This window comes from Polyangium jinanense, from assembly GCF_028435265.1.
GTDB lineage: Bacteria > Myxococcota_A > Polyangia > Polyangiales > Polyangiaceae > Polyangium > Polyangium jinanense.
Genome location: NZ_JAGTJK010000070.1, coordinates 18,106 through 45,036 on the forward strand (window position 1 = coordinate 18,106; position 26,931 = coordinate 45,036).

The following is a 26,931-nucleotide window of genomic DNA, read 5'->3' on the forward strand; positions in this document are numbered from 1 at the left end:
GCAGGTGGCGCCGGAGGTCGCCGGAGGGAGGTGCCATGTGGGGCAGTCCGCGCGGGAGGTCGGCGAATGCGAATGACACGTGTGTGGACGTATTCGAGGGCTCGGCGACGCATTTCGCAGCAGGAACACGCAGCCGAATCAGCTTGCCGGCTCCCTCCCTGATCGTACCCTCTCGCGGATTGCCGGGCGGAGGGGGGCATTGCCTTGAACAGCGGGGACATCATCGCCTCGAGATACGTCCTCGAGCGACCGCTGGCGAAGGGCGGGATGGGGGCCGTGTGGGTGGCGCGGCACCTCGAGCTCGACGTGCGCGTGGCCCTCAAGGTCATGGCGCCCGAGCACGTCGACACCGCATTCGCGCGTGATCGATTTCAACGGGAAGCACGGGCCTGCGCACAGATCCAGCACCCGAACGTCGTGGGCGTCCACGATTACGGCGTCGCGGACGGCGCGCCGTTCCTCGTGATGGAGCTCCTCCAGGGCGAGGATCTCCAGGCCTGCCTCGCGCGCGAGGAGCGCCTTTCCTTGCCCGCGGCCATTGCCGTCATCCTGCCCGTCTGCAAGGGCCTCCGCCGCGCGCACGAGCTCGGGATCATTCACCGGGACATCAAGCCGAGCAATGTCTTCCTCGCGCGCCAGGGCGACGATACCATCGTCAAAATTCTCGATTTCGGCGTCGCGCGGATCGTGCACGACGCGGCTGGACAGACGACACGGTCGGGGGTTTTGCTCGGATCACCGTGCTACATGAGCCCCGAGCAGGCCCGGGGCCGGCGCGTGGATCATCGCAGCGATCTCTGGTCGCTCGCCGTCGTCCTTTACGAATGCTTGACGGGCCGCCTCCCGTTCGGATCGCAGGCGCTCGGGGAGCTGCTCATCGAGCTTTGCACCGAGCCGGTCCCTCCGCCCACGACGGTGGCGCCCAGCTTGCCCGCCGTCGTGGATCCTTTTTTCGCGCGGGCGCTCGCACGAAACCCGGACGAGCGATTCCAGAGCGCGGAGGCCTTCGCCGAGGCCCTCGCTTCGCTCCGATCGGGGTTGCCGACTCTCCTCGCCGGGCCGTCCCTGGTGATGGAACGAATGCCGTCGACGCCCGACGTCTCCCTCGCCCAGACCCCGCCGCCGGCCGCCTTGCCGACCGCGCCCGGCGTCGCCACCACGATCGTCGTGAGCCGCCCGCGGGCCGCCAAGATCGCGCTCGGCATTGCCGCCCCGGTCGTCCTCGGCCTCGGCGCGCTCGCCGCGTATCGTCTCTCCTCGCCGAAGGAGCCCATCGAAATGCCGACCGTGGCCCCGGCGGAGCCCTTGCCGGCGCAGCCGCCCGCATGGCCGACGCCCACGACCAGCGCGTCCTCGACGCCGACCCCGACGGTCGCGCCCACGCCTCCGGAATCGGCGCCCTCCGCCGCGCCGCCGCCGGATACGCCGCGGAAGACGGCTCCGACCTCCACGCCCCGCGCCACCTCGAAGCGCCCTTCGCCACCTTCGCCCGTGCCCACGCGCGACCCGACCTTCGGCTTCTGAATCGGGAGTTTTCATGCGCCTTCGCTGGCTTGTTCCTTTCGTTCCCGCTCTCTTTTTCACGCTCGCGCCCTCGACCGCGGACGCGCAGCCGCGACCGACGAGCGCTCCGGACAAACGCGCGATGGCCCTCGAACACGCGCACCAGGGGCTCGATGCGTATCGTGAAGGCCGCTTCGAGGAGGCCTACGAGCACTTCCGCGAGGCCCAGGCGCTTTTCCCCGCGCCGACCTTGCTCGTGCACATGGCGCGTTGCCAGCGCAAGCTCGGCAAGGTCGTCGAGGCGAAGGCGCTTTATCGAGAGGTCCTCGCCGAGCCCTTGCCCGAGGACGCGCCGCCCCCGTTCGTGGAGGCGCATCACGACGCCGAGCGCGAGCTCGCCGAGATGGAGGCCAAGCTCGCCGCGGAAAAAAAGGCCTCCGAGCGCCCGGCACCCGCGCCCTCGAAGGGTTCCCTCGTGCCCGGCGCGATTTCGCTCGGTGTGGGCGCGATTGGGCTCGGCGTCGGGGCCGTGACCGGGGCGCTTTCGATGGCGAAGGTGTCCGATGTCCGCAGCCGTTGCCCGGACGAGCCTTGCCTTTCGGCCTACCGCGCCGAGGCCGACGAGGCCCGCACGCTTGGTCACGTGTCGACGACGGCCTTCGTGGTGGGCGGCGTCGCGGCGGCGGCGGGCGTGGTCTTGCTCGTGCTCCGTCCGGGGGGCACGGCGGGCGCTTCCACGGGCGCCGTGAAGGATCTCCGTGTTTCCGTGGGGATCGGTCGGGCGGACATCCAATTTCATTATTGAGGGGCGGACATGCAGTTGTTTTCAAGTGCCCCGGCGCGCCGGGGCCTCGGCGTTCTGCTCGGCGCGGTCGGGCTCCAGGGATCGCTCGGGTGCAATTCGATCACGGGGGTCGACGCGCTTCGATTCGAGGCGTGTGCGCCGCGTTTTACCGGTCTGACCTCGACGGACGAGCACGGCGGACCCGGGGGAAGCCCGTTTCTGGACGAATGCCCGGAGGGCGAGGTCCTCGTAGGTCTACGAAGCGGCATGAATGGCCCGTTCGTGTCGGGCATCATGGCTCTATGCGGGACGGTGCGCGCCTCGGAGACGCACCCCTATACGATGACCCTCGCGCCGGGCACCACCGTCCCGATCATGCGCGGCTCGGCCTCGACCACGGGACCCGAGATGTGCCCGCCGGACACGATGGTCGTCGGGTTCGAGGGCACGACCGGGCCGTTCGGGGACAACGAGGTTCTGTGGAGCCTCAGGCTCCATTGCGCGCCGCTCCTCGCGCGCGGCACGCCCGAGGCGCCGTCCCTGTCGCTCGGGGAGGGCACGCGCACGGAATCGTTCGGCGGCGCGGAGGATCAGGGAGAGGCCTTCGATCCGACGTATTGCCCGGCGAACCAGGTCGCGCGGGCCATTCTCGGGCGCTCGGGCGCGCTCGTCGACGCGTTTGGCCTCGGTTGCGCGGAGCCCTCGCTCGCCTGTCCCGCGTCCCGCGCCGCATCGGAGGAATGACATGCGAGGCTTCCACTTACTTTTCGAATCGTTCAAGCCCAAAACCCCGCGGGAGGACTTGTCCGTCCGCACCTTTTCGGTGCGCGAGGCGATCTCCGAGCCGTTCGAGGTCTCCATCCTGGCGCGCTCCCACGACGCGAGCATCGACCTCGAGACCATCGTGGGCAAACCCGCCGCCTTCGTGATGGAGCGCGGCGACCATTTTTCCATTGGCCAGGCGCGCCGCCGGTGGGAGGGCATCTGCACGCACATCGAGCAGGTGCGCGTCGAGGATTCGGAGACCGGCGAATCCACCTACACGCTGACGATCATGCCCAAGCTGTGGCTGCTCGGGCAGCGGCTCGGGTATCGGGTCTTCCAGCACCTCTCCATTCCGGACATCGTCGACAAGCTGCTCGGCGAGTGGAAAATCCAGCACAAGTGGGCCATCGATCGGGCGGCGTATCCCCGGCTCGAATACCGGGTCCAGTACGGCGAGAGCGAGCTCTCGTTCCTGACGCGCCTGCTGGAGGAGGCCGGCATTGCGTACTCGTTCCCCGACGAGGACGGCGCCGGCACCATGCTCCAGTTCTCGGACGCCCTCGCCGCCGGCAAGCCGCACCCGCGCTCGCCCTTGACCTTCGACGACGCGCCGAACCGCACCGCGCCGAAGGAATACGTCACGGCCGTGCAGATGAGCCACCGCGTGCGGCCGGGCGCGTACGTCGTGCGCGACCACGATTTCCGCCGGCCCGATTTCCCGAGCCAGGGCGAGGCCCCGCCTGCGAAGGATCCGGAGCACCGGTACGAGCAGTATCATTACCGCCCCGGCGCGCTTCTCGTCGAGACCACGAAAGGCGCCGGCGCCACGCCCGTCGCGGATGACAAAGGCATGGCGCGGCGCGACGAGGGATTCGGCATCACCCGCGCGACGCAGAGCCTCCAGGCGGAGCGCCACGAAAAACGGGTCGTCACCTACGCGACCAACTCGATGATCCTCGCGCCGGGGGTCATTTTCCTGATCCAGGACCACCCGCACCAGGCGCTCGCGCAGCAGCGCTTGCTCGTGACCGAGCTTTGCCTCTCGGGCAGCGTCGTGACGGAATGGGAGATGAGCGGCCGGGCCGTGTTCGCGGCCGATCCTTATAGGCCGCCGATGACGACCCCCAAGCCACGGGCGCTCGGGATGGAGAGCGCGGTGGTGGTCGGGCCGCGGGGGCAGGAGATTCATACCGACGAATTCGGCCGGATCCGGGTCCAGTTTCCCTGGGATCGAGAGGGCAAAAACGACGACGACAGCTCGTGCTGGATCCGCGTGAGCCAGGGCTGGGCGGGGACGGGGATGGGATCGATCATGATTCCACGCGTGGGGCAGGAGGTCCTGGTGGGGTTCCTCGGCGGTGATCCGGATCAGCCGGTCGTGGTCGGGCGTGTCTTCAATGGGAAAAACCTCGTGCCGTACAAGCTCCCCGAGCACAAGACGCGGAGCACGCTGAAGAGCGCGTCGTCGCCCGGCGGGAACGGGTCGAACGAGATCATGTTCGAGGACGCGCGCGGGAAAGAGCTCGTCTACGTGCAGGCGCAGCGCGACCTTTATGCGCGGGTGCTCGGGGACGAGCACGAGAGCATCCAGGGCAATCACCGCGTGCTGGTCGGCGGGCGGCAGGACCTCGTGATCAAGGCCGAGAAAAAGGAGCTCGTCGCCGGGCGAAGTGATTTGCACGTGCGAGGGGACGAGCGCCGGCAGGTGGACGGCAAGGCGTCGATCACGGTGGGCGGGAGCCGGCACGAGAAGGCAGAGCAGAGCCACGCCATCGAGGCCGGCAAGGAGATTCACCTCGCGGCGGGATCGTCGGTCGTGATCGAGGGCGCGCTCGACCTGACGCTGAAGGGACCCGGGGGGTTCATTCGAATCGACGCGGGTGGAGTCTCCATCGTGGGGAACATGGTGCGAATCAACAGCGGCGGCATGCCCGGCGCGGGGAGCGGGGCACGACCGGACGTGCCCGAAGATGCCATCGAGGCCGTGGTGGACGTGCCCGGCGCGGGCGCGCCGTGAATCGGGGAGGGGGACGATGCCGCCTGCAGCGCGCGTGACCGATTTGCATGTATGTCCTTTCATGCCGGCGGGTGGGCCCGTCGCGGCGCCTTGTGATCCGCGCGTGCTCATCGGGCACATGCCCGCGGCGCGTGTAGGCGACGTGGCGACGTGCGCGGGGCCGCCGGATGTAATCGTCGCGGGAGAACCGACGGTGCTGATCGGATATCGGCCGGCCGCGCGGCTCGGGGATCCGACGGCGCGCGGGGGGACGATCACGATGGGCTGTCCGAACGTGCTGATCGGCACGTCCGCGCAGGCACGCACGCTCGAACGCGCGGCGCAGGAGGGGACGCCGCTCTGCGAGCCATGCGCGTGATCGTCGAGGTGCAATGGGGGCGGCTCGCGTCGCAGCGAGCGGTCATCGCGCCCGGCGGCTCGCTGCGCGTGGGGCGGACGGAGGTTTCCGATTTCGTGGTTTCGCACGATCGGCAGATGTCGGGCCTCCATTTCGAGGTGTCGTGGGACGGGGCGTGTTGCCTCGTGCGGGATCTCGGGAGCGATATGGGGACGTGGCTCGACGGGCAGCCCGTGCACGAGGGGGAGGCACGGAACGCGTCGTGGATTCGCGCCGGGGATACGGTGTTCATGGTTTTCTTCGAGGGAGCGACCTCGCGCCCGCGGCCGGCGGATTCGCCCGAGGTGACCGCGCGCAAGGCGCAGGCGTTTTCCGTGTTGCGAACTGAAAAAACGCCGCTGTTCGCACTCCTCGACGCGGCACGTGACAAGCGCATCCGCGAGCTCTTGCGAGAATCCGTCGACGAATCCCGATCGCTTTACGAAGGCGCGCAAGGCGACGCGCTCGCCGACGTGGCGCCCTATCTCGTGCGCCTGTCGCCGGAGAGCGCGCTCATGGGAAAACTCCTTGATGAGGGATGGGGCCAGAGCTGGGGCGTGTATCTGACGAGCTCTCGTCCCTTCGTGGACGTGCGGCGGCATCTCCGGCGGCTCACGATGGTGGAGGCGGAGGGCGAAGTGAAGCGGCTTTATTTCCGGTTTCAGGATCCGCGGGTGCTCCGGCGATTTCTGGCGATGAGCAACCTGCGGCAGCGAGGGGAGCTGTTCGGCTCGATCCTCGAGGCCTTTTTGATGGAGGGGGAGCAAGGCGAGGTGCTTCGCGCTTCGCGCCCATCGGCGCCATGAGGTTCACAGGGGACCAGATGGCGCAATGGCAGGTCCAAGAGCCGAGCGTCCAGCGGTGTGTGCATGGCCAAACGCGGCTCCGCGGCTCTCCCGTATACCAGCGAGAATCGTTCGTGTACCAAGGGCAATCTCGCGAGCGTCCTTCACGCGTGACCTTCGAGCTCGGCGCGGGCGGGGCGAGGGGACGCAAGCGCCCGCGCGAGGAGCTCGAAACGCCGCTCGCGCTCGTGGGGCCCGGCGGCGCGGCCGACCCAATGGTCTTTCACATGGATCGATTCCACCTCGTCGCGCACCGGTGGGGCGGGAGCAAGGAAAGTGAAAACCTGGTCCCGGCCTATGCCGGGTTCAACCGGACGGAATGGAGCAACTTCGAGGACGAGATCGACAGGACCGTGCAGGCGCGCGGCGGTCCCGTACGGGTGACGATCACGCCCGGCTACGACGACCCGAGGGATCCGCGCGTGCCCGTGCGCTTTCACGTGAAGGTCGAGGAGGAGCTCCTCGACGGCGTCTTCGTGCAGCGCCATAACGGCTGGTTCGTGCCGACGCCCCCGACGGCGCAGCGTGCCGAGGACCGGTGGCTCGAGGACTTGGTGAATCAGCACCGGGCAGCGTTTGTGGCCTCGGGCTTCAGCGCGCACATGCTCCTCGATCCCTCGGGCATGCCGCTCAATCTCCCGAACGTGCCCGGCCGCCACGCCATTCTGGATTATTTGCACGTGCACGGGCACCTCGCGGGGACGGCTGTGGCGGGGGTGACGCTCGGAAACAACAAGGAGTTCACGGCTGCGCAGCGGGATTTGATCCTCATGCACAACCGCATCCTCAACCGAAGCGGATTCGTGGTCTCGGAATCACCCACGGACCCGGCACAGGGCTGGCCCGCGCCGCCGGGCCGCCGCCCTGGCACGCTGCTCGACGGCAGCACGCACGCCGCGCCCCAGGTCGATCACATGTATCCCCAGGCGCACAACGGATCGAACGCGTACAGCAACGCGATGGTGATGAGCGCGCAGCACAACAACGAAAAGCGAAACAGCGTGACGCCCGACGTCCAGGCGGAGGCCGCGCTCAACCGGCGACGCTCCGAGCGGCCGCGGCGCGGCCCGCCGGCGTGAGCCGCTGCGCTGGGGCGTTGCCCCAGGCCCCACCAGGGGCTATCCGCCCCTGGACCCGGACCAGCGCAAGCGCTGGACCCGGGGTCGATGAACTGCGCGATGCGCAGTTCATCGAACAGGCCAGGTCAAGACCAATGACGACCCTGCCAGCCAAGACAGCGGCGCTGACGACTCAACAGGCAACGTGCCCGTCGCCAGCGGGCAACGCACCTTCCTGGTCTTGCCACCGGCCTGTGGGAAGAACTGCGCATCGCGCAGTTCTTCCCCAAATGGTCCAGGGCTTGCCCTGGTTCGGGTCGAGGGGCGAATAGCCCCCGCGGGGTCCGGGGCGGCGCCCCGGCGCAGCGGCCCCAAGAAGAGACTCATGCTCGGGTGTGAGCCCGATTCAGAACGCGCGCCGGCTCGTCCGGTGCTGGCAGCCCTGACATTCGATCGCGCCGAACAGGCTGTCCCCGAGGGATCCTCCCGGCGAGTTCAGCACCTTTTCGAGGGTCGACCACGCGACCATCGTGTCGCGATGCGGCGTGTTCGGATCGCGGTAATACACGTGGTCATTGGCCTCGTCCACGCCCGTGACGACGATGGCATGCAGGCCGCCCACGCGGCATTTCGTCTCGATCTTGTAGACGTACCTGCTGTTCATCAGGGGATCCAGCACGTAATCGTTCTCGAAGGTGTCCCCGAGCCGGTGAATCGAGGCGTACAAGGGCCCGTGGTCGGCGAGCATCGCGGCGACGAACGGCAGGCCGTAGGCGTGGTTGCCGAGCGGCAGGGGCCGGACGACGTCACGGAAGAACGCGTCGAGGATGTCGAAGCGATGGGTCGATGGGCTGCTCTGGATCTTGTTCCGCGCCTCGCGCAGGAGCGCGCGCCGGTGTCCGTCCGGCTCGCGTTGCATCATCTGGGTCAGGCGCTCGGCGACGGCGGGGTTATCGTAGCGCTTTTTCTCGGCCGCGAGCTGGGTGATGACCTGCCGCGCGAGGTGGAGCGAGCGCCACTCGTTTTCGAGGCGCCCGGCCGCGTCGATGAGCTCGTGGAAGCGGAGCATCATCTTGGCCGCGTAATACCAGCACGTGGGCCCTTTCTGCGCCGCGACCGCTGGAATCTCGTAAAGAATCGACATGTGCCGTCACCATCCGTCCGTGGTCCCGACCCGCGCGATCGCCACGCCCCGCAAGGCCACCGGAGACGCCTCGCGCGCGTCCGCCGAGAGATGCGCTTCGGCGACCATGCGCGCCGTGAACTTCGTGAACATTGGCAAAAGCTCCGCGAGCGCTTCCGGGACGTACACGGGTAGCTCGCGTTCGCCTCCCGGGAGTTGCCATGCGCCGCGCAGGTGCTTCGCTCCGAACACGGCCCGCCGCTGGTAAAGGCGGTCTTCGAGCAGGATTCGCTCCACCCGCGCCGCGATCTCCGCCGGCGAGACCACGCGTTTTTTGGCCTGCGTATACGCCGCATCGATCACCGCCCCGAGCTCCCGCGCCGCGACGGGATCACGAACGGCATCCGGGGCGCTCAGGTATTCACGCGCCGCCGCGAGCGCCTCTTTCGGCCGCTCGTCTCCGCCCGCGATCGGACCCACCACCGCCACGAGCGCCCGCAGCGCTTCGATTGCATCGAACGATAGCGAAAGCTCTCCCTCGACCAAAACGAGCGGCGCGACGAACCGACCATCCTTGCGAATGGCGGCCCGCACCGCCTCTCGGATCGCTTCCTCGCCCAGCGCCGCTCCGTGCGCGAGCACCTCGAACATCTCGCGCCGCTCTTCCACCTCGGCGGGCTCGAAGCCGAGATCCGGATCGTCGATGTCCGGATCGAGGGGCTCGTCCGCGAGCGCATCCACGATCTCACGCCACGCAGGCTGCTTGCGGATGCGTGGCAAGCTTCGCGGATCGAACCACAGAAGATCGAGCACCCGCGACGGCACCGCCCATTCTTTCGGGGTGGCCAGGGCCGGCTGCATCGCCGGGGTAGCGTCGACGAGATCGGCGGCCGCATTCGACGCGGAAAGCGCGCTTCTCGGCGCGAGCGGCGTGCCGGACGGGTAGAGGACCGGCGGCGGAATGGGCGGAGGCGGCGACGCCGTGAATTCGGAGCGCCACGCAGACATGGATCCCGTGCGAAACGGGAGCGCCGGCCGCGCGTCGCTCACGTCGGGCGGGAGGGCGATCGTCGAGGCGGGCGACGGCGCGGGTTTGCCGGAGGAGGGCGGGCCCGCCGTGCGATGCGGCGGATCGAACCACGTTATCGGCTCGCCCGCGGCCTCCACGCCCGCCACCACGCGCAGCGCTTCGAGGGCATTTTCGTGGGGAAGCATCATCCACCGCCGACAAACCACCGTGCACCGCTGCTCGTCGCCGTCGATGCGCAGCGTATCGATGCAGAGGTCCATGGGCTGGCCGTCCGGGATGCCGAAGGCCGAGAGGCCATGAATCCGCGCGACGCCGCGCAGGCCAGGCAGACGCGTCACGAGCCGGGGCAGCGAGGGGTGCAGGCCTTCGAGCACGACGAGCTCGTCGCCCCGGAGAAAATCGGTCTGCTGATCGAGGGGCGCGCTCTGGAAATAGGCGCCGTCGAAGCCTGAATGGATCTCGGCGACCCGGCCTTCCAGAATGCTCCGCGAGGTCGAACCGAGGAGGCGCTTGCGCGCGGGCCAGGCGCGCGCGATCGGCCCGAAGCCCGCAGGGCGCCGCGGGTCGCCCGGGGTGAGAATCGTCGGTTCGCCCTCGTCGATTCCAAGGGGGTTGTCCGGGACGCCCGGTCCTCCGAACGCGCGCTCGTACACGATGGGCATTCGCTGCGAGGCACGCGCATCCTTCAAAAGGATCGTCTTGTCGAGCAGCACCCGCTCGCCCGCGTGGATCTGGAGGCGCGCGCTCGGCGCATAACCATGCCCCGTGAAGAGCACGTCGGCGCGCGCCAGGTAGGGGACGAGATCACTCGTGAAACGTACGCTTCGCGCGGGATTGTCGCCGTGGTGGACCTCCTCCCGCAGGATCGGCTGGGGCGAGGCGCGCGACATGGGCGCGTCGGGCGCGAAGGCGAACGTCGCCTTGGTGATCACGGTGGCGTGCAAGACGCCGCCCGCACGAAATGCCACGACGGCCGCCTCGGCGCCCGGGAGGGGCGAGATCGCGGCCACCCCATCGACAAGCATGAACGAGCGTATCACGAATACACGCGCGCCGCTCCCGGCCGCACGAGCGGCGCGCGCGCGAATTGTAATTGCGTTCCGGGCAGGTTATCCGCCCGATGTCCTTGGTGGTGAAACGATGTTCGTCATTCGCCCGCGACGGCCGAGACCTTCGGGCTGCCCTTGCGGAGTGGGATTTCGCGGGTGAAGAGCGCGAGGACGAGCGCGATGAGGCCGAGCGGGAACGCTCCGTCGAAGACACGCGTGACGGCCCGCGCGAACGAGACACGCACGGCGCGATCCCCCGCGCGGCCAAGCTCGAGGGCACGTGTTTCCTCGCGCGTGAGTGCGCCAATGTCTGCGGAAGGTTCGCGGCGGAGGGCGTCGTATTTCGCGTGCACCTCGTCCGCGAAGCGATCCCGCGAAGACCGGGGGACCTCGCCCGCGCCCTCCTCGACCACGCCGCCCTTGCGCAGGCGATCCGCGTCGAAGACGGCGTCGAACTGAGGCCGCACCGCAGCCGGGACCTCGGCGCGCACCGGCCCGAGCCGCTCCGTGAGCCCGTGCGCGAGCGTGGTCGCGAGGACGATGCCGAAAATCGCGCTACCCACGACCTGCCCGAGCTGCTGGAAAAACTGCCGACCCGCGGTCGCCGTGCCGACGTGCTGGAACGGTACGGCATTCTGGATCGAGAGCGTGAGCATCGGCATCACCGGGCCCATGCCGCAGCCGAAGACGAAGACGCAGAGGCCAATGCTCGTGAGCGTGCTGTCCGCACTGAGCGTGCGCAGGAGAAAGAGCCCGACGCACGTGAGCACGAGGCCGCCGACGATCATGCTCTTGTAGCGGCCGGTGCGGTGCACGAAACGCGCGGTGATGACGGAGGTCGAAACGACGGCGGCCGTGAGCGGGAGCATGGCCATGCCCGCGGCCCGCGCCGTCGCGCCGAGCGAATTGACCGCGAGCACGGAGATGAACAAGAGGGCCGCGAAGAACGCGGCGCCGATGCACATCGAAGTGAGCGTCACGAGGACGAAGATGCGATTGCGGAAGAGCGCGAACGGGATGATCGCGTGCGGGTTGTTCCGCTCGACGAGGTAAAACAGGACGAGGCCCACGAGCGAGAGGCCGAGCATCCCGAGCACCTCGGGCGCGAGCCAGCCCGCGAGTGGTCGATCCCCGCGCAGCGTCAAGAGGAGCGGCACCGTGGCGACGATCAAGAAAAGTGCGCCGATCCAATCGACCTTGCTCTCGAGGCCGCTGTGGAGGCGCGGCATTTTCGCGAGGATGAACGCGACGGCCAGGGCGCCGAGCGGAAGGTTGATGAAAAAGACCCAGCGCCAGCCGACGCCGTCCGTGAGCGCGCCGCCGAGGACGGGGCCGATGATGCTGGCGAGCGCAAAGACGGCGCCGAAGATGCCCTGATATCGCGGCCTCTCCGCGGGCGCGAAGATGTCGGCCGGGACCGCGAACGCCGTGGAGGTGATCGCCGCGGCGCCGAGGCCCTGGACGCCGCGGGAGACGACGAGCGCGAGCATCGAGGGCGAGAAGCCGCACAGGACCGAGCCCACGAGGAAGATGGCGATGCCCGTGAGAAGGACCGTCCTCCGACCCAGGCTGTCCGAGAGCTTGCCGTAAATGGGCACCATGGTGGTGCTGGCGAGCAGGTAGGATGTCGAGGTCCAGGCATAATACTCCATGCCGTGGAGCTCGCCGACGATACGCGGCAAGGCCGTGGCGACGATGGTCTGATCGAGCGCCGCGAGGAAAAGCGCCATCATCACGCCCGCGAGCACGAGGGCCTTCGTGCGGGGCGCGAGGAGGCTCGCGTAATCGATGCGCTCGCCGGTAGGCATGTGGGTCGTAGGGGCCAGAGGGGCGGTCATGATATCACGCAGCGCGGTGGGCAGGGGCCACGCCTCCGAGCGTGTCCCTGAATGCGAGCTCTTCGAGCGCACGGGCCGCGACCTTGTCCTGCTTGAGTTTCTGGATCTCGGCGGAGGCGCGGCGGGCGCGGGCGCGGAGGGGTTCATCCGCGAGCAGCGCCGAGAGCTCGGCGCGGATCGTCTCGGGCGTGGCCTTGTCGAGGGGCAAATGGCGGCCGAGCCCTGCGCGCTCGACGAGCGCCGCATTGAGGATCTGATCGCCGAAGAGCGGGATCACCAGCATGGGCAAACCATGCACCAAGGCGCGACCCACGGTGCCCCAGCCGCCGTGCGTGATGAGCGCCCGCGCCTCCGGGAAGACCTTGTCGTGCGGGATGTACCGCTCGATGCGGACATGCGCGCCGAGGCCCTCGGGGACGTCGCCCGCGCTCGCCGCCGTGCCGAGGACGGGGACGCCGAGCGGCGCGACGGCTTCGAGCACACGCCGGAACAAGCCGTCGTCGCGGCCCGTGGTCGTGGTGCTGACGACGACGGTCCCGGGCTCGACGCGTGGCGCTTCTCCACGCGGCCCCGCGGAGACGTTGAACGTCGTGGGGCCGACGAAGACCTGGCGATCACGAAGCGGAATGTCCCCGGCGAGGCCGCGGTACGACATGATGATGTGCAGGTGGGGCGAGGCCATCGCGGCGATGAGCTCCGCCGTGCCGCGGGCATACGGGGGAAGGCCGAGTTTTTCGCGGTCGGCGCGAAGGGAGACGAACTGGTTCAGGAGGGCGTGGGGCACGGCGGGGACCTTGCCGAGGCGGCGCCATTTCGACGACGCGTCGAGCAGCAGCGGCAGCTCGTCCCGCGTGAGGACCGTGCCCATGTTGCCGGCGCTCGCCCAGGGGATCCCCGCGCGCTCCGCGGCGAAGGCAGCGCCGTAATCGATGAAGTCGTACACCACGCAATCGACCCGCTCGCGGCGCAGCAAGGGCTCGAGCTCCTGCGCGAGCAGGACGTTTCTGGCCTGGAAAAAACCGCGCATGAACGGGAACCGCAAAAGGCGCGGGATCCATGTCGGCAAGGAAAGATGCTGCGCGTGCACTGCAAAATCCTGCAGATCGACGACTTGCTCGTACGGGACGAGCTCGGCGCCGGCCGCCTTCACGTCACTCGCCCGGTCGGCCTTCGTCTTGAAGAGCACCCGGTGGCCGCGCGAGGTGAGCTGCTCCGCGAGGTCAAGGACACGCAGGAGGTGGCCCGACGCGGTCGAGCTGGTGAGCAGAAATGTCCCGGTCCTCGGTGCATCGTCGAACATCGCTCCATTCCTCCCCGCGGCCCCAACCGCAACTCGAAGTTGCGATGATGTAGCAGCTCACGTCTCTACCGCAACGACCCGTTGCGATCCGGGTCGACAACGCCGCGAAGTTGGCTTCCACTGAGCTCTGTGATGCGATCGGAGCCTCGTGGACAGCAGGTCATGAAGGAGAAGCCGAGCCCTACCGAACGGCGCGCGCTCGTCCGGGGGGAGCCGGTCGTGCGAGGGGTCCTCGCGGCCGCGCTGGAGGTGCTGGCCGAGGTCGGCTACGAGGCGCTGCGGATCGAGGACGTGGCCGCGCGCGCCAGGGTGAACAAAACCACGGTCTATCGGCGCTGGCCGACGAAGCAGGACCTCGTGCGGGCGGCGGTCCGATCGATCACGGTCGATCGCGCGATCACGCCGAACACGGGCTCGCTTCGCGGGGACCTGCTTCTCATCGCGCGCCAAATCGCCGCGCAGGCGAGCTCGCCCGAGGTGCAGGGCCTCCGGCGCCTGCTCTTCGGCGAGGATCGGGACCCCGAAACCGTGGCCATCGCTCAGTCGCTCCGCGAATCGATGGAGGCGCTGCCTCGCCCCGTGATCGAAGCGGCCGAGGCGCGAGGCGAGCTCGCCCCCGGCATCGACGCAAACCTGATTTTCCGCTCGCTCGCAGCGACCATCCACCACCGGCTCGGCATGGAGCGCCGGCCGATCGACGAGGGGTTTCTCGCGCAGCTCGTCGAGCTCTTGCTCACGGGCGCCCTCGCCCCGGACAAACGGACGTAGACGCGCGGCTCAGACGCGCGGCGGGAAGACGAAGCGGCTCTGGTTCTCCGCGAGCCACGTGGCGAACGAGCGGAGGTTCGGGTTCAGCGCGCGCGTCCGCGCGAGGTCCCGCAGGCCGCAATAATCGGCCATGAAATCTCGTTTGAACTGAAACATGTTCCCGAGGTCGTCGGCGCCGGGGAAATCGAGGCGGCGGTACGCTTCCGGCTCGATGGCGTGGTATCGCACCTCCTCGCCGGCGATCGCCGAGAATGCGGCGGCGAGCTCGCTCCCGGTGAGGTGGTCGCTTGCGACGCCGAGGCGCTGCCCGATCATCGCGGGGCCGCGCTCGAAGACGCCGTACGCGCAGCGCCCGATGTCCTCCGTGGCGATGCCCGGCAGCTTGGCCGTGCCCATGGGCAGGGTGAGCGTGAGGCGGCCCTGGCCGTCTCGCTGGGGGCCCATGCCGAGGTGAAGGAAGTTTTCCCAGTAAAACGAGGTGTGAAAGAACGTGGTCGGGACGCCGAGCTCGGTGAACGTCGCGTCGGCCTCGCCTTTCGCATCGGTATGCGGGACCTTGTATTTCCCCCGCAGCGTCGGCATGCGATCGTCCGAGAGCGGCACCCACTTGCGCGAATCCTCGATCGTCGACCAGATCACGTGCTCGACGCGCGTGGCCCGCGCCGCCCGGGCCATCGCGCGCGCTTGTTTGGTCTCTCTCTCCGGGGAAAAGTGGCTCCAGAAGAAGGTGACGCAGTACGCGCCGTAGGCGCCCTCGAACGCGCGGCGCAGGCTGGCCTCGTCATCGAGATCGGCGAAGGCGATCTCGGCGCCGAGGGCGCGAAGCTCCTTCGCGGCGGTCGAATTGACATTGCGCGTGATTGCGCGGGCGCGGAATGCGCCGCTCGGGTGGGCGGCGATGGCGCGGACCAAACCTCCGCCCTGCGCGCCCGTGGCGCCGACGACGGCGATGACGCGTTTCGTGAAGCTCATGATTCCCTCCTCAGTCCTCGGCGCGCACTCTGGCATGGTTCGTCGCGCATAGGAAGTCGGAGCCGAGCCCCACGGCGTCTAAGGAAAAATCATCGTGTGAGGTAGAATGTCCCGAGACACATTTCGTCCGTCGTTCCTTCTCCCCAGGTCACGTCCTTCGGCGGCATCTTCACCCCGTCCACGACGGGCTGGTTCTCCGCGGTATTGTCCCAGTGGCACTCGAGGGAGAGCTTGTCGCCGGGATTCAACGTCATCGGTTTGACGAATTCATAGGCGCCCTGCCAGTGGAAATTCCACTTCGGGATGTCGAGCAAGCACTCGCTGCTGCCATCCGCGCGTTCGATCCGAAGCGAGCCGTACGCGCCCAGCGTATGCATGTGCAGGCCGGCAGAATACACCGTGAGGGGCCCGGGGTTCGGCGCGAGAGCCGTCGGGTCGGCGGCGAACGCGTGCTTCACGTCGGCCTCACCCGCCGGGATGAGCATTCCATTGCCTTGCAGCCACGAGGGGTTGGCCCAGGGCTGGATCTTCGCCTCCTTGGTCACCGATTTTTCGAGGCGGAAATCGACGGACGTGCGATCCGGCTCGGCGCCCGCGGCGAGCGTGTTGTAATGGATCTGCAGCACGATCTTCGAGCCCGGATCCACGCGAATGCCCGTGCCCTCCGCCGTGTCCGCGCCGAGGCTGCCCGGCGCCCAGCTACCGAGCCAGCTCGCCTTCACGTTTGCCCCACCATAACAAGTATATCCCGGCCCGTCCTCGGCCGCGTCGAGCGCCTCGAGCTCGGCGACTTGCGCGGGCTCCACGAGGTACGCGATCACGTGGTGGACGACCCGCGCGTTGCCCGGGTTCGCCCGGAAGCCGGCCACGTAGGACGTCTCGGCGTCGGGCCAGTCGACGACGAAGCAACGATAATCGTCGGGCGCCTTCGTGGGCGTGTACTCGACCGGCATTTCGAGCGTGCGATCGACGCGGGAGAGCGGGTTCCCGGGACCCGGGTCGATCGGCGCGCCCTCCTTCGCCGGATCCCCCTCGATCCCGCCGCCGTCGGCCCACGTGCCGAGGAGCGTGATCTGATCGTCCGTGAGCGAGCGATCGCCGAGGTAATCGTTACAGCCCTTGGCCGCGGGCCACGGCGGCATGGTCCGCTCCTCGGTCGTCTGCTTGATGAGGCCGCGGAGCGGGGCGGCGTCGGCGTACGTCTCGAGCGAGAAGGGCGCGATGCCGCCCTGGGTATGGCAGTTATTGCATTTCGCGTCGAGGACGGGCTTGATATGCTCCCAGTAGGTGACCGCGTCCGCGGGCGGGCCGCCCGCCGCGCCCCCGCTGCCCCCGTCGCTCCCGCAGCCCACGACGAGCGGGAGCGCCGAAAGCATCCCCGCGCAAACCATTCGTTTCATCACATCTCCTCCTGCAGGAGATCGCCTCAGCGCTCCCGCAAAGCCCATGTGACACCACGGACGCCATGAAGTAAAAATCTCGCGCCGGTTTCCGCGAGGTGGTAATCTTCGCGTGATGGGCCTCTACGTCGGGCATTTCGATTTCACCGTCCCCTTGCTCTGGACGGTCCCCGCGCTGTTTTCGCCCGAAGATTGCGCGAAGATCCTCGACGGCGCGAGCGACGGCACGTGGCTGCCGGCCACCGTGAACGCCGAGGAGGGCCGCGTCGTCGATACCCGCATTCGTTCGAGCACCACGGCCGTGCTGCGGGATCCCGCGCTCGCGGACGAGCTCTTTCGGCGGGTTTCGCCCCACGTGCCGGAGCGCATGACCACCGAGCTCGGCGCGCGCGGGCGCGTGGCCATGCATCTTTCGGGGATCTTCCTGCCGCTCCGGATTTATCGGTACGAGGTCGGCCAGCATTTCGGCCTGCACCAGGATCAATCGTACGCGGGGGAGGGCGGGACGCGCAGCCTGCTCACGCTGATGGTCTATCTGAACGAGGGGTTTGCCGGCGGAGAGACCGAATTCCCCGAGCAGGAGCGCACGATCGTCCCGGAGACCGGCGACGCGCTCCTCTTCCAGCACATGCTCCTCCACGCGGGAAAAGCCGTCACGGACGGCACGAAATACGTCCTCCGCTCCGACGTCCTGTACCGGCCGGCCTCTTGAGTCGGGTGCGGACGGATTGCCGCACCGGGTCGAGGCCGTAGCGCGTCGCACCAGGGTAAGAAAAGAAATTGCTGCATCGCAGCAACATGGACTGTGCTTCGGCCGCCGATCGCCGTACGATCGTAGGCTGTGAAGCATCAGGCGCCGCCGCCCCGCCAGGGCCTCTACGACCCGCGCAACGAGCACGACGCGTGCGGGCTCGGGTTCATCGCCCACATCAAGGACAAGAAGAGCCATGCGATCGTCGCGCAAGGCCTCGAGATCCTGAAGAACCTGACCCACCGCGGCGCCACCGGCGCCGACCCGCTGCAAGGCGACGGCGCGGGCATCCTGCTGCAGATCCCCCACACGTTCTTCGTGCGCGAGTGCGCGCTCTCCGGCATCACGTTGCCCGAGCCCGGCGAGTACGGCGTGGGCATGATGTTCCTGCCGCAAGACCCGGGCGCGCGCGCGGCCTGCGAGCACGAGGTGGTGCGCGCCATCGTGGCCGAAGGCCAGGAGGTGCTCGGCTGGCGTGACGTGCCCGTCGACAACACCGGCCTCGGCGAGGGCGTGAAAGCGAGCGAGCCCGTCATCCGGCAGGTGTTCGTGGCGCGCGGCCTCTCCACGCCGGACGTCGAGGCCTTCGAGCGCAAGCTCTACATCATCCGCAAGCGCGCGGGCCACGCGATCCGCGCGCTCCGGATCTCGCGCGCGGGGCAGTTCTATGTGCCTTCGTTTTCAGCGCGGACGATCGTGTACAAGGGCATGCTGCTCGCGCACCAGGTCGGCGAGTTCTACGTGGACCTGAAGGACAAGGCGGTCGAGTCCGCGCTCGCCATGGTGCACCAGCGGTTCTCGACGAACACGTTCCCCTCGTGGGATCTCGCGCATCCGTTCCGGCTCATCGCGCACAACGGCGAGATCAACACGCTGCGCGGCAACGTGAACTGGATCCGCGCGCGCCAGCAGAACATCGCCTCGAAGCTGCTCGGCGACGGCCTGCAGAAGATCTGGCCGCTCATCTACGACGGCCAGTCGGACTCGGCCTCGTTCGACAACGCCCTCGAGCTGCTCTACTTCGGCGGTTATTCGCTGGCGCACGCGATGATGCTGATGATCCCGGAAGCGTGGGCCACGAACCCGCTGATGGACGAGCGTCGGCGCGCCTTCTACGAGTACCACGCGGCGCTCATGGAGCCCTGGGACGGGCCCGCGGCGATCGCGTTCACGGACGGGCGGCAGATCGGCGCGACGCTCGATCGGAACGGCCTTCGGCCCGCGCGGTATCTGCTCACCGACGACGACTACGTGATCCTCGCCTCCGAGGCGGGCGTGCTCGACATCCCGGAGCGCAAGATCGTCAAGAAATGGCGCCTGCAGCCGGGAAAGATGCTGCTCATCGATCTCGCCGAGGGGCGCATCATCGACGATCAGGAGCTGAAGACGAAGCTCGCGAAGCACAGGCCTTACCAGAAATGGCTCGATCGCACGCAGCTCCGGCTTGAGAACATCCCGATGCCGGACTACGTGCCGGTGCCCGACAGCGACAAGCTGCTCGATCGGCAGCAGGCGTTCGGCTACACGCAGGAGGATCTGCGGCTCGTGATGGCGCCGATGGCCGCGACGGGCGAGGAAGCGATCGGCTCGATGGGCGACGACACGCCACTCGCCGTGCTCTCCGATCGGCCGAAGCCGCTCTACGGCTACTTCCGGCAGCTCTTCGCGCAGGTGACGAACCCGCCGATCGATCCGATCCGCGAAGAGACCGTGATGTCGCTCGTCTCGTTCATCGGGCCGCGGCCGAACATCCTCGCCCTCGACGAGAGCGGGCCGAACATGCGGCTCGAAGTGCACCTGCCCATTCTCACGTTCGAGGACATGGAGAAGCTGCACCGTGCCGAGGAGCTCACGAAAGGGCATTTTCGGTCGGTGGTCCTGTCGATCTGTTACCCGGCCGCGTGGGGCGCGGACGGGATGGAGGCGGCCCTCGGAAAACTCTGCGCGGACGCTGAAGACGTGGTGCGCGGCGGCGGGGTGAACATCCTGATCCTGTCGGATCGGGACGTCGACGAGGACCACATCGCGATCCCGGCGCTGCTCGCGGTGAGCGACGTGCACCAGCACCTCGTGCGCGCGGGCCTGCGGACGCGGACGGGGCTCGTGGTCGAGACGGGATCGGCGCGCGAGGTGCACCATTTCGCGCTGCTCGCGGGCTACGGCGCCGAGGCGATCCACCCGAACCTCGCGTTCGCCACGCTGGGCATGCTCGGCGATCTCTTGCCGCCCGGAATGACGCATCACGATGCCTGCGCGCGGTACATCAAGGCGATCGCGAAGGGGCTGCTCAAGGTCATGTCCAAGATGGGCATCTCGACCTACCAGTCTTATTGCGGCGCCCAGATCTTCGAGGCGGTCGGGCTCGCCTCGGCCTTCGTGGATCGTTATTTCACGGGGACGGCGACGGTCATCGAGGGCGTCGGTTTGCAGGAGATCGCCGAGGAGACCGTGCGCCTGCATCGGCGCGCCTACAGCGACGCGCCGGCCTATCGGAACACGCTCGACGCCGGCGGCGACTACGCCTACCGCACCCGCGGCGAGGCCCACATGTGGACGCCCGACGCGATCGCGAAGCTCCAGCACGCGACACGCATGAACAACCCCGCGACGTACGAGGAATACGCGCGGCTCGTGAACGACCAGAGCGAGCGGCTGATGACGCTGCGCGGTTTGTTCGAGATCAAAGAATCGGAGCACCCGATCCCGCTCTCGGAGGTGGAGCCGGCGTCCGAGATCGTGAAACGTTTTTCCACGGGCGCGATGTCGCTCGGCTCGATCTCGAAGGCCGCGCACACGACGCTGGCGATCGCGATGAACCGGATCGGCGGCAAGTCGAACACGGGCGAGGGCGGCGAGGATCCCGCGCGGTACGTGCCTTTGCCGAACGGCGACTCGATGCGCTCGGCGATCAAGCAGGTGGCGGCGGGTCGCTTTGGCGTGACCACGGAGTACCTCGTCAACGCCGACGACATCCAGATCAAGATGGCCCAGGGCGCCAAACCCGGCGAAGGCGGGCAGCTCCCCGGGCACAAGGTGTCGAAGTACATCGCGCAGATCCGGCACTCGGTGCCCGGCGTGGGCCTGATCTCGCCGCCGCCGCACCACGACATCTACTCGATCGAGGACCTCGCCCAGCTCATTCACGATCTCAAGAACGTGAACCCGCGGGCGCGCATCAGCGTGAAGCTCGTGGCGGAGGTCGGCGTCGGCACGGTGGCCGCGGGCGTGGCCAAGGCGCACGCGGATCACGTGACGATCTCGGGGCACGACGGCGGCACGGGCGCCTCGCCGCTTTCGTCGATCAAACATGCGGGCGGGCCGTGGGAGATCGGCCTGGCCGAGACGCAACAGACGCTCGTCCTGAACCGGCTGCGCGGCCGCATCGCGGTGCAAGCCGACGGGCAGATGAAGACGGGCAGGGACGTGGTGATCGCGGCCCTGCTCGGCGCGGACGAGATGGGCTTCGCGACAGCGCCGCTCGTGGTGGAGGGCTGCATCATGATGCGCAAATGCCACCTCAACACGTGCCCCGTCGGCATCGCCACGCAGGATCCGGAGCTCGTGAAGCGGTTCGCCGGGCAGCCCGAGCACGTGGTCAATTACTTCTTCTTCGTCGCCGAGGAGGTGCGCGGGTACATGGCCCGGATGGGCTTCCGCACCTTCGCGGAGATGGTGGGGCGCTCGGACAAACTCGACACGCGGCGCGGAATCGCGCACTGGAAGGCCAAAGGGCTCGATTTTTCGCGCGTGTTTTACCGGCCCGAATCCCCGCCGGGCGTTTCGATCCGCTGGACGGAGCGGCAGGATCACAGCCTGGAGCACGTGCTGGATCATCGGCTCATCGACGAGGCGCAGCCGGCGCTCGTCAACCAGGTGCCGGTCGCGTTCGACGTGCCGATCCGCAACATCCACCGCGCGGCCGGGGCGATGCTCTCCGGCGAGGTCGCGCGGCGGTACGGGCACGCGGGGCTCGCGGACGACACGATCCGGATCCGAGCCCGCGGGACGGCCGGCGGCAGCTTCGGCGCGTTCCTCGCGAAGGGGATCACGCTGGAGCTCGAAGGGCAGGCGAACGATTACGTCGGAAAAGGTTTGTCCGGCGGCCGGATCATCGCGTATCCGCCGCGCGATTGTCCGATCGTGCCGGAGGAGAACATCATCGTCGGCAATACCGTGCTGTACGGCGCGATCTGCGGCGAGGTGTACTTCCGGGGCGTCGCGGGCGAAAGGTTCGCGGTGCGGAACTCCGGCGCGACGGCGGTCGTCGAGGGGATCGGCGATCACGGATGTGAATACATGACCGGCGGCACCGTGGTCGTGCTCGGCAAGACCGGGCGCAACTTCGGCGCGGGCATGAGCGGCGGCGTGGCCTACGTGCTCGACATGACCGGGGATTTCCGATTGAGGTGTAACCTCTCGATGGTGGCCCTCGAGCCGGTCCTCGACGCGGAGCACATGCCACAGGGGGCGGTCCGGCACCTCGGGCGCGCGGACGCGGAGATCGTCCAGAGCCTGCTCGAAAAGCACTTCTTCTACACGGGCAGCGCGCGGGCGCGGGCGATCCTGGACGATTTCCACGCATACCGGGCCCATTTCGTGAAAGTGATGCCGCACGAATACCGCCGCGCGCTCGCCGAGCACGCGGCCGAGGAGGCCGCGAAGGCCGCTCCCGCTGCAGTGACGGAGGTCGTGGCCCATGGGTAAGGTAAAAGGCTTCCTGGAGATCCAGCGCAAGGATCCCGAGGTCGTGCCGGTGCCGCTGCGTATCCAGCGGTACGAGGAGCTCGTCCTGCCGATGGCGCCCGTCGAGGTGAGCCGGCAGGGCGCGCGTTGTATGGATTGCGGGATTCCGTTTTGCCATAGCGGCTGTCCCGTCAACAACGTCATCCCCGACTGGAACGACCTCGTCTACCGCGGCAACTGGCGCCACGCGCTCGAGGTGCTCCATTCGACGAACAATTTCCCCGAATTCACCGGGCGTGTCTGTCCCGCGCCGTGTGAGGCGGCCTGTACGCTGAACATCAACGATCAGCCGGTCACCATCAAGACGATCGAGCAATCGATCGTCGACCGGGGCTGGGACGAGGGCTGGATCGTGCCGCAGCCCCCGAGCCACAAGACGGGCAAGCGCGTCGCCGTGGTGGGCTCGGGGCCGGCGGGGCTCGCGTGCGCGCAGGAGCTCGCGCGGGCCGGGCACGAGGTCACGGTGTTCGAGAAAAACGATCGCATCGGGGGCCTGCTCCGGTACGGGATCCCCGATTTCAAGCTGGAGAAGCGGCACGTCGATCGCAGGCTCGATCAGATGCGGGCCGAGGGCGTGGTGTTCCGGACGGGCATGCACGTGGGCGTGAACCTGCCGGCGAAGGAGCTGCTCTCCGGGTTCGACGCGGTCGTGCTCGCGGGCGGCTCGGAGGCGCCGCGACCGCTCGAGGTGCCGGGGCGCGACCTCGACGGGATCCATTACGCGATGGACTACCTGACCCAGCAGAACAAGCGGATCGCCGGGGACGAGGTGGCCGGACAGATCCTCGCCACGGACAAACACGTGGTCGTGCTGGGCGGCGGCGACACCGGGTCGGATTGCATCGGAACGGCGGTGCGGCAGGGCGCCCGATCCGTCACGAACTTCGAGCTCATGCCGGAGCCGCCCGAAAAGGAGGACAAACCCCTCACGTGGCCGTACTGGCCGATGAAGCTGCGCACGTCGAGCTCGCACGCGGAGGGCTGTTCCCGCGATTTCGCCATCGCGACGAAGTCTTTTTCCGGCAAGAACGGGAAGGTCGAGGCGCTTTCCGCCGTGCGGCTCGACTGGAAAAAGGACGCGACCGGCGCCCTACGGGCCGAGGAGATCCCCGGCTCCGCATTCGACGTCCCGGCAGATCTCGTGCTGCTCGCGCTCGGATACGTGCACCCGGTGCGCAAGGGAATGCTGGAGGAGCTCGGGGTGGCGCTCGACGCGCGCGGAAACGTGAAGGCTGATATGCGGAGTTACCAGACCTCGAACCCGAAGGTCTTTGCCGCGGGGGACATGCGTCGTGGTCAATCGCTGGTCGTATGGGCGATCCGCGAGGGGCGCGACGCGGCGCGGGCGGTGGATACCCATTTGCGGCAGCATTCGAACGGGGTCTGACGCCGTGATACCTTGCGCCGGGTGAAGGCGCGTTACGAGCTGTACTACTGGCCGTCGATCCAGGGGCGCGGGGAGTTCGTCCGGCTCGCGTTCGAGGAGGCGGGCGTCCCGTACGTCGACGTTTCGCGCTTGCCCGCGAAAAAAGGCGGCGGCGTCCGCGCGATGATGAAGCTCCTCGAAGGCGGGGGCCGCGGGCTCGTGCCGTTCGCGCCGCCGTTCCTCAAGGTCGGAGATTTTCTGCTGGGGCACACGGCGAACATCCTGCTCTACCTCGGCCCGCGGCTCGGACTCGTCCCCGACGACGAGGAGAGCCGCCTTTTTGCGCATCAGCTACAGCTCTCGATCACGGATTTCGTCGCCGAGATCCACGACACGCACCACCCGATCGCGTCGAGCCTTTATTACGAGGACCAGAAGGCCGCGGCGAAGAAGCGCGCGTCGCTCTTCCGGAAGGAGCGGCTGCCCAGGTTCCTGGGGTATTTCGAGCAGGCGCTCGCCAGGAACGGGGGCGCACATTTCATCGGCTCCGCCCTGTCGTACGTCGACCTCTCCATGTTCCAGGTGATCGAGGGCCTGCGGTACGCGTTCCCGAACGCCATGGCACGCGCCGAGCGAAGCACGCCGAAGCTCGCGGCGCTCGCGGCAGCGGTGGCCGCGCGCCCCCGGATCGCGGCCTATCTCGCGTCCCCGCGGCGGCTGCCCTTCTGCGAAGAGGATGTTTTCCGACATTACCCGGAGCTCGACGCGAAGCGGTGAAGCGCGCCCGAGTGCCCAAGACGGCGCTTGTTTTGCCGGCCGATCGGTGGTGGGCTAGAAGACGCTGGGGCGGCGAGGAGCCGGGCAGGAAGCCTTGGGGTGAGCAGCGGCGGCATGACGGGAGGGACGATCACGGAGTCCGAGCGGTTTTACCGAAGCATCTTCGAGCACGCGTTCGACGGGATCCTCGTCGCGGACGACGAGGGGCGCCTCCTCGACGTAAACCCGTGCGCCTGCGAGCTTTTGCGTGCCTCTCGCGACGAGCTCTTGCGATGGACCGTGTTCGATCTCCGGCCCCCCGAGGTCGCGGCCGAGCTCCGGGAGGCGTGGCCGGCGTTCCTCGAAGCCGGGCGCTTCAAGGCCGAGGGGCCGTTCCGGCGTGCCGATGGGACCACGTTCATCGGCGAGTTCGCGGCGCAGGCTCATTTCGTGCCGGGCAGACACATGTCGACCCTCCGCGACATCAGCGCACGAACGCAATCCGAGGAGGCGCTGCGCCTGAGCGAGCAGCGCCTCACCCGCGCCCAGCGGATCGCCCACATCGGGAGCTTCGAGTGGGTGGCCGCGGCGGACGAGACGACCTGGTCGGACGAATGTTTCCGTCTCTTCGGCCTCCCCCCCTCGCATGACAAGAAAACCTACGGGGATTTCCTCGGGTTCGTGCACCCGGACGACCGCGCGCGCGTGGACGAAGCGGTGCAACGAGCCCTCCACGGGCTCGCTACCTATTCGATCGATCATCGCATCCTCGCCGCCGACGGGGTCGAGCGGATCGTGCACGCGGAGGGCGACGTAATCCGCGACGAGGCGGGGCGCACGATCGGCATGACCGGGACGGTGCAGGACGTGACCGCGCAGCGGAAGGCAGAAATGGCGCTGCAGAAGAGCGAGCTTCTCTTCCGGCAGGTGCTCGAGACGTTGCCCGTCGGGGTCTGGGTCGCCGACGAGCACGGCAAGTCCGTCCTGGCGAACCCCGCGGCGAAGCGCATCTGGGGCAGAGCGCTGCTCGCCGGGCCGGAGCGACTCGGCGCGTTCAAAGGGTGGTGGGTCGATACGGGCAAGGAGGTCGAGCCCGACGAATGGGCGCTCACCCGCGCGGTGCGGACGGGCGAGACCGTGCTGAACGAGCTCATCGAGATCGAGGCCATCGAAGGGCACCACAAGATCGTGCTGAGCTCGGCGGCGCCCGTGCGTGATCCGGAGGGGCAGATCCTCGGGGCATTCGCCATCAACGACGACGTGACCGAGCAGCGCCGGCTCGAAGCGGAGCGCGAGGACCTCGTGCGCGCCCTGTCGACCGAAAGGCGATGGCTCCGGACCGTGATCGACCGTTCGCCGATCGGGATCGTGCTCTGCGAGCTCCCCAAGGGTCCGCGGTTCATCCTGAACCGGAGGTCCGAGGAGCTGCTCGGCGTGACCGGGCCGATCGAGGATCCGCTCAGCCTCATGCGGCAGCGGTTGCACCTGCCGGACGGCTGCCCCGTGCCCGAAGGGGATCTGTCGATCGAGCGGGGCATGCGCGGCGAGGTGGTGACCGGGCGGGAGCTGCTCATCCGCATTCCGGACAAACCCGACGTGCCGATCCTGACGAATGCATCGCCGATTCGCAACGACGACGGCCAGATCCTCGGGGCCGTCGTGACCTACGAGGACATCACGCCGCTGAAGGAGCTCGAACGATTGCGGCAGGAATGGACGAGCGTGGTGGCCCACGACCTGCGCCAGCCGGTCACGACGATCATGACCCTCGCGGGGATGCTCGCGCGCTCGCCCGATCCCACGGCGCGCCGCCGCGCCGAGCGCATCGTGACGAGCACGGAGCGGCTCGAGCGGATGATCGGCGATCTGCTCGATCTGTCGCGGATCGAGGCGCACCGGCTGGAGCTCGTGCGCGCGCCGACCGACATCCCGGAGCTGCTCGGGCACGTCATCGAGACGACCGAGGCCCGCGATCGCGTGACGCTCTCCATCCGCGACGAGCTGCCCGTGGTCCCCGTGGATGCGCAGCGGATCGAGCAGGTCGTGGAGAACCTTCTCTCGAACGCGCTCAAATACGGCGCCCCCGGGACGCCAATCGAGGTCGTCGCGGAAAGGCGTGGCTGCGAGGTCGTGATCTCGGTGCGCAATCAGGGGCCGGGGATCACGGCCGAGGACATGCGCGCCCTGTTCGAGCGATTCCAGCGGGGTCGCGCGAGGGGCGGGACGATCAAGGGGCTCGGGCTCGGGCTTTACATCGTGCGAGGGCTCGTGGAGGCACACGGAGGGCGGGTCGAGGCCGAGAGCGTTCCCGGGGAGACCACCACGTTTTCGTTTTCCCTGCCCGTCCCCGAGACCTGAGACCTGAGATACCGGGACCCCCACGCAAGAAAAATCGTCAGTCCGTAACCGACGCAGCGGCGAGCTGCGGCGTGAAGGGTCGACGGTTTTTCGCGACGCTGTAGACCGCACCGAGCAGCTTGCGCATGG

General features: G+C 68.2%; 19 protein-coding genes. 13 read left to right on the forward strand and 6 right to left on the reverse strand.

All coding sequences use genetic code 11. The annotated features are described in order from the left end of the window. Positions 1-204: 204 nt before the first annotated feature. The 7 genes from KEG38_RS49440 to KEG38_RS49470 all read left to right on the forward strand — a co-directional run bounded on the left by KEG38_RS49440 (position 205) and on the right by KEG38_RS49470 (position 7,369). Positions 205-1,524: a serine/threonine-protein kinase gene (locus KEG38_RS49440; RefSeq protein ID WP_272427918.1), complete on the forward strand. Its 1,320-nt coding sequence runs from the start codon at positions 205-207 to the stop codon at positions 1,522-1,524. A 13-nt stretch (positions 1,525-1,537) separates the two neighbouring features. After that, on the forward strand, positions 1,538-2,308 hold the full coding sequence (locus KEG38_RS49445; protein ID WP_272427919.1) for a tetratricopeptide repeat protein: 771 nt from the start codon (positions 1,538-1,540) through the stop codon (positions 2,306-2,308). A 9-nt stretch (positions 2,309-2,317) separates the two neighbouring features. After that, positions 2,318-3,031 carry a hypothetical protein gene (locus KEG38_RS49450; RefSeq protein ID WP_272427920.1) on the forward strand — a complete coding sequence of 238 codons (714 nt, stop codon included), beginning with the start codon at positions 2,318-2,320 and terminating at the stop codon, positions 3,029-3,031. Position 3,032: 1 nt separating this feature from the next. Continuing rightward, entirely contained in the window at positions 3,033-5,069 is a 2,037-nt protein-coding gene (locus KEG38_RS49455; protein ID WP_272427921.1) for a type VI secretion system Vgr family protein, read from the forward strand. A 16-nt stretch (positions 5,070-5,085) separates the two neighbouring features. After that, positions 5,086-5,427, forward strand: coding sequence for a PAAR domain-containing protein (locus KEG38_RS49460; RefSeq protein ID WP_272427922.1), 342 nt, complete (start codon positions 5,086-5,088; stop codon positions 5,425-5,427). Further along, entirely contained in the window at positions 5,418-6,251 is an 834-nt protein-coding gene (locus KEG38_RS49465) for a DUF4123 domain-containing protein (RefSeq protein WP_272427923.1), read from the forward strand. The genes KEG38_RS49460 and KEG38_RS49465 overlap by 10 nt, the downstream gene beginning before the upstream one ends. Before the next feature lie 149 nt (positions 6,252-6,400). Beyond that, positions 6,401-7,369, forward strand: a complete 969-nt coding sequence (locus tag KEG38_RS49470) for a DNA/RNA non-specific endonuclease (RefSeq protein ID WP_272427924.1) — start codon at positions 6,401-6,403, stop codon at positions 7,367-7,369. A 385-nt stretch (positions 7,370-7,754) separates the two neighbouring features. Here the strand turns inward: KEG38_RS49470 and KEG38_RS49475 are convergent, their stop codons facing one another. From KEG38_RS49475 to KEG38_RS49490, 4 genes are all read right to left on the reverse strand, one after another. Next, a complete protein-coding gene (locus tag KEG38_RS49475; protein WP_272427925.1) occupies positions 7,755-8,492 on the reverse strand; it encodes a papain-like cysteine protease family protein in 738 nt (245 codons plus the stop codon). A gap of 6 nt (positions 8,493-8,498) precedes the next feature. After that, the gene (locus KEG38_RS49480; RefSeq protein WP_272427926.1) at positions 8,499-10,526 is read right to left on the reverse strand and encodes a DUF2169 family type VI secretion system accessory protein; all 2,028 of its coding nucleotides are present in this window, start codon (positions 10,524-10,526) and stop codon (positions 8,499-8,501) included. A 122-nt stretch (positions 10,527-10,648) separates the two neighbouring features. Continuing rightward, positions 10,649-12,358, reverse strand: coding sequence for an MDR family MFS transporter (locus tag KEG38_RS49485; protein ID WP_272427927.1), 1,710 nt, complete (start codon positions 12,356-12,358; stop codon positions 10,649-10,651). 34 nt (positions 12,359-12,392) lie between these two features. Next, the gene (locus tag KEG38_RS49490) at positions 12,393-13,688 is read right to left on the reverse strand and encodes a glycosyltransferase (RefSeq protein ID WP_272427928.1); all 1,296 of its coding nucleotides are present in this window, start codon (positions 13,686-13,688) and stop codon (positions 12,393-12,395) included. A 132-nt stretch (positions 13,689-13,820) separates the two neighbouring features. Between KEG38_RS49490 and KEG38_RS49495 the strand changes: the two genes are divergently transcribed. Further along, positions 13,821-14,456: a TetR/AcrR family transcriptional regulator gene (locus tag KEG38_RS49495; RefSeq protein ID WP_272427929.1), complete on the forward strand. Its 636-nt coding sequence runs from the start codon at positions 13,821-13,823 to the stop codon at positions 14,454-14,456. 9 nt (positions 14,457-14,465) lie between these two features. Here the strand turns inward: KEG38_RS49495 and KEG38_RS49500 are convergent, their stop codons facing one another. Beyond that, complete coding sequence (locus KEG38_RS49500) at positions 14,466-15,428, reverse strand: NmrA/HSCARG family protein (protein ID WP_272427930.1); 963 nt, start codon at positions 15,426-15,428, stop codon at positions 14,466-14,468. An 89-nt stretch (positions 15,429-15,517) separates the two neighbouring features. Next, positions 15,518-16,828 (reverse strand): monooxygenase, encoded by a 1,311-nt coding sequence (locus tag KEG38_RS49505; RefSeq protein WP_272427931.1) that lies wholly within the window; start codon positions 16,826-16,828, stop codon positions 15,518-15,520. 115 nt (positions 16,829-16,943) lie between these two features. Between KEG38_RS49505 and KEG38_RS49510 the strand changes: the two genes are divergently transcribed. From KEG38_RS49510 to KEG38_RS49530, 5 genes are all read left to right on the forward strand, one after another. Next, entirely contained in the window at positions 16,944-17,540 is a 597-nt protein-coding gene (locus KEG38_RS49510; protein ID WP_272427937.1) for a prolyl hydroxylase family protein, read from the forward strand. Between the two features lie 129 nt (positions 17,541-17,669). Continuing rightward, entirely contained in the window at positions 17,670-22,283 is a 4,614-nt protein-coding gene (gene gltB / locus KEG38_RS49515; protein WP_272427932.1) for a glutamate synthase large subunit, read from the forward strand. Continuing rightward, on the forward strand, positions 22,276-23,709 hold the full coding sequence (locus tag KEG38_RS49520) for a glutamate synthase subunit beta (RefSeq protein ID WP_272427933.1): 1,434 nt from the start codon (positions 22,276-22,278) through the stop codon (positions 23,707-23,709). The genes gltB and KEG38_RS49520 overlap by 8 nt, the downstream gene beginning before the upstream one ends. A 21-nt stretch (positions 23,710-23,730) precedes the next feature. Continuing rightward, positions 23,731-24,465, forward strand: coding sequence for a glutathione S-transferase (locus KEG38_RS49525; protein WP_272427934.1), 735 nt, complete (start codon positions 23,731-23,733; stop codon positions 24,463-24,465). Positions 24,466-24,579: 114 nt separating this feature from the next. Then, complete coding sequence (locus KEG38_RS49530) at positions 24,580-26,802, forward strand: PAS domain-containing sensor histidine kinase (RefSeq protein WP_272427935.1); 2,223 nt, start codon at positions 24,580-24,582, stop codon at positions 26,800-26,802. Positions 26,803-26,931: the final 129 nt, after the last annotated feature.

What these genes read in the sequence shown, in the direction of transcription:
- KEG38_RS49445 (WP_272427919.1), top strand. Translation starts at nt 1,538, where the DNA reads ATGCGCCTTCGCTGGCTTGTTCCTTTCGTTCCCGCTCTCTTTTTCACG.
- KEG38_RS49450 (WP_272427920.1), top strand. Translation starts at nt 2,318, where the DNA reads ATGCAGTTGTTTTCAAGTGCCCCGGCGCGCCGGGGCCTCGGCGTTCTG.
- KEG38_RS49455 (WP_272427921.1), top strand. Translation starts at nt 3,033, where the DNA reads ATGCGAGGCTTCCACTTACTTTTCGAATCGTTCAAGCCCAAAACCCCG.
- KEG38_RS49460 (WP_272427922.1), top strand. Translation starts at nt 5,086, where the DNA reads ATGCCGCCTGCAGCGCGCGTGACCGATTTGCATGTATGTCCTTTCATG.
- KEG38_RS49465 (WP_272427923.1), top strand. Translation starts at nt 5,418, where the DNA reads ATGCGCGTGATCGTCGAGGTGCAATGGGGGCGGCTCGCGTCGCAGCGA.
- KEG38_RS49475 (WP_272427925.1), bottom strand. Translation starts at nt 8,492, where the DNA reads ATGTCGATTCTTTACGAGATTCCAGCGGTCGCGGCGCAGAAAGGGCCC.
- KEG38_RS49480 (WP_272427926.1), bottom strand. Translation starts at nt 10,526, where the DNA reads ATGCTTGTCGATGGGGTGGCCGCGATCTCGCCCCTCCCGGGCGCCGAG.
- KEG38_RS49485 (WP_272427927.1), bottom strand. Translation starts at nt 12,358, where the DNA reads ATGCCTACCGGCGAGCGCATCGATTACGCGAGCCTCCTCGCGCCCCGC.
- KEG38_RS49490 (WP_272427928.1), bottom strand. Translation starts at nt 13,688, where the DNA reads ATGTTCGACGATGCACCGAGGACCGGGACATTTCTGCTCACCAGCTCG.
- KEG38_RS49495 (WP_272427929.1), top strand. Translation starts at nt 13,821, where the DNA reads ATGCGATCGGAGCCTCGTGGACAGCAGGTCATGAAGGAGAAGCCGAGC.
- KEG38_RS49500 (WP_272427930.1), bottom strand. Translation starts at nt 15,428, where the DNA reads ATGAGCTTCACGAAACGCGTCATCGCCGTCGTCGGCGCCACGGGCGCG.
- KEG38_RS49505 (WP_272427931.1), bottom strand. Translation starts at nt 16,828, where the DNA reads ATGAAACGAATGGTTTGCGCGGGGATGCTTTCGGCGCTCCCGCTCGTC.
- KEG38_RS49510 (WP_272427937.1), top strand. Translation starts at nt 16,944, where the DNA reads ATGGGCCTCTACGTCGGGCATTTCGATTTCACCGTCCCCTTGCTCTGG.
- KEG38_RS49520 (WP_272427933.1), top strand. Translation starts at nt 22,276, where the DNA reads ATGGGTAAGGTAAAAGGCTTCCTGGAGATCCAGCGCAAGGATCCCGAG.
- KEG38_RS49530 (WP_272427935.1), top strand. Translation starts at nt 24,580, where the DNA reads ATGACGGGAGGGACGATCACGGAGTCCGAGCGGTTTTACCGAAGCATC.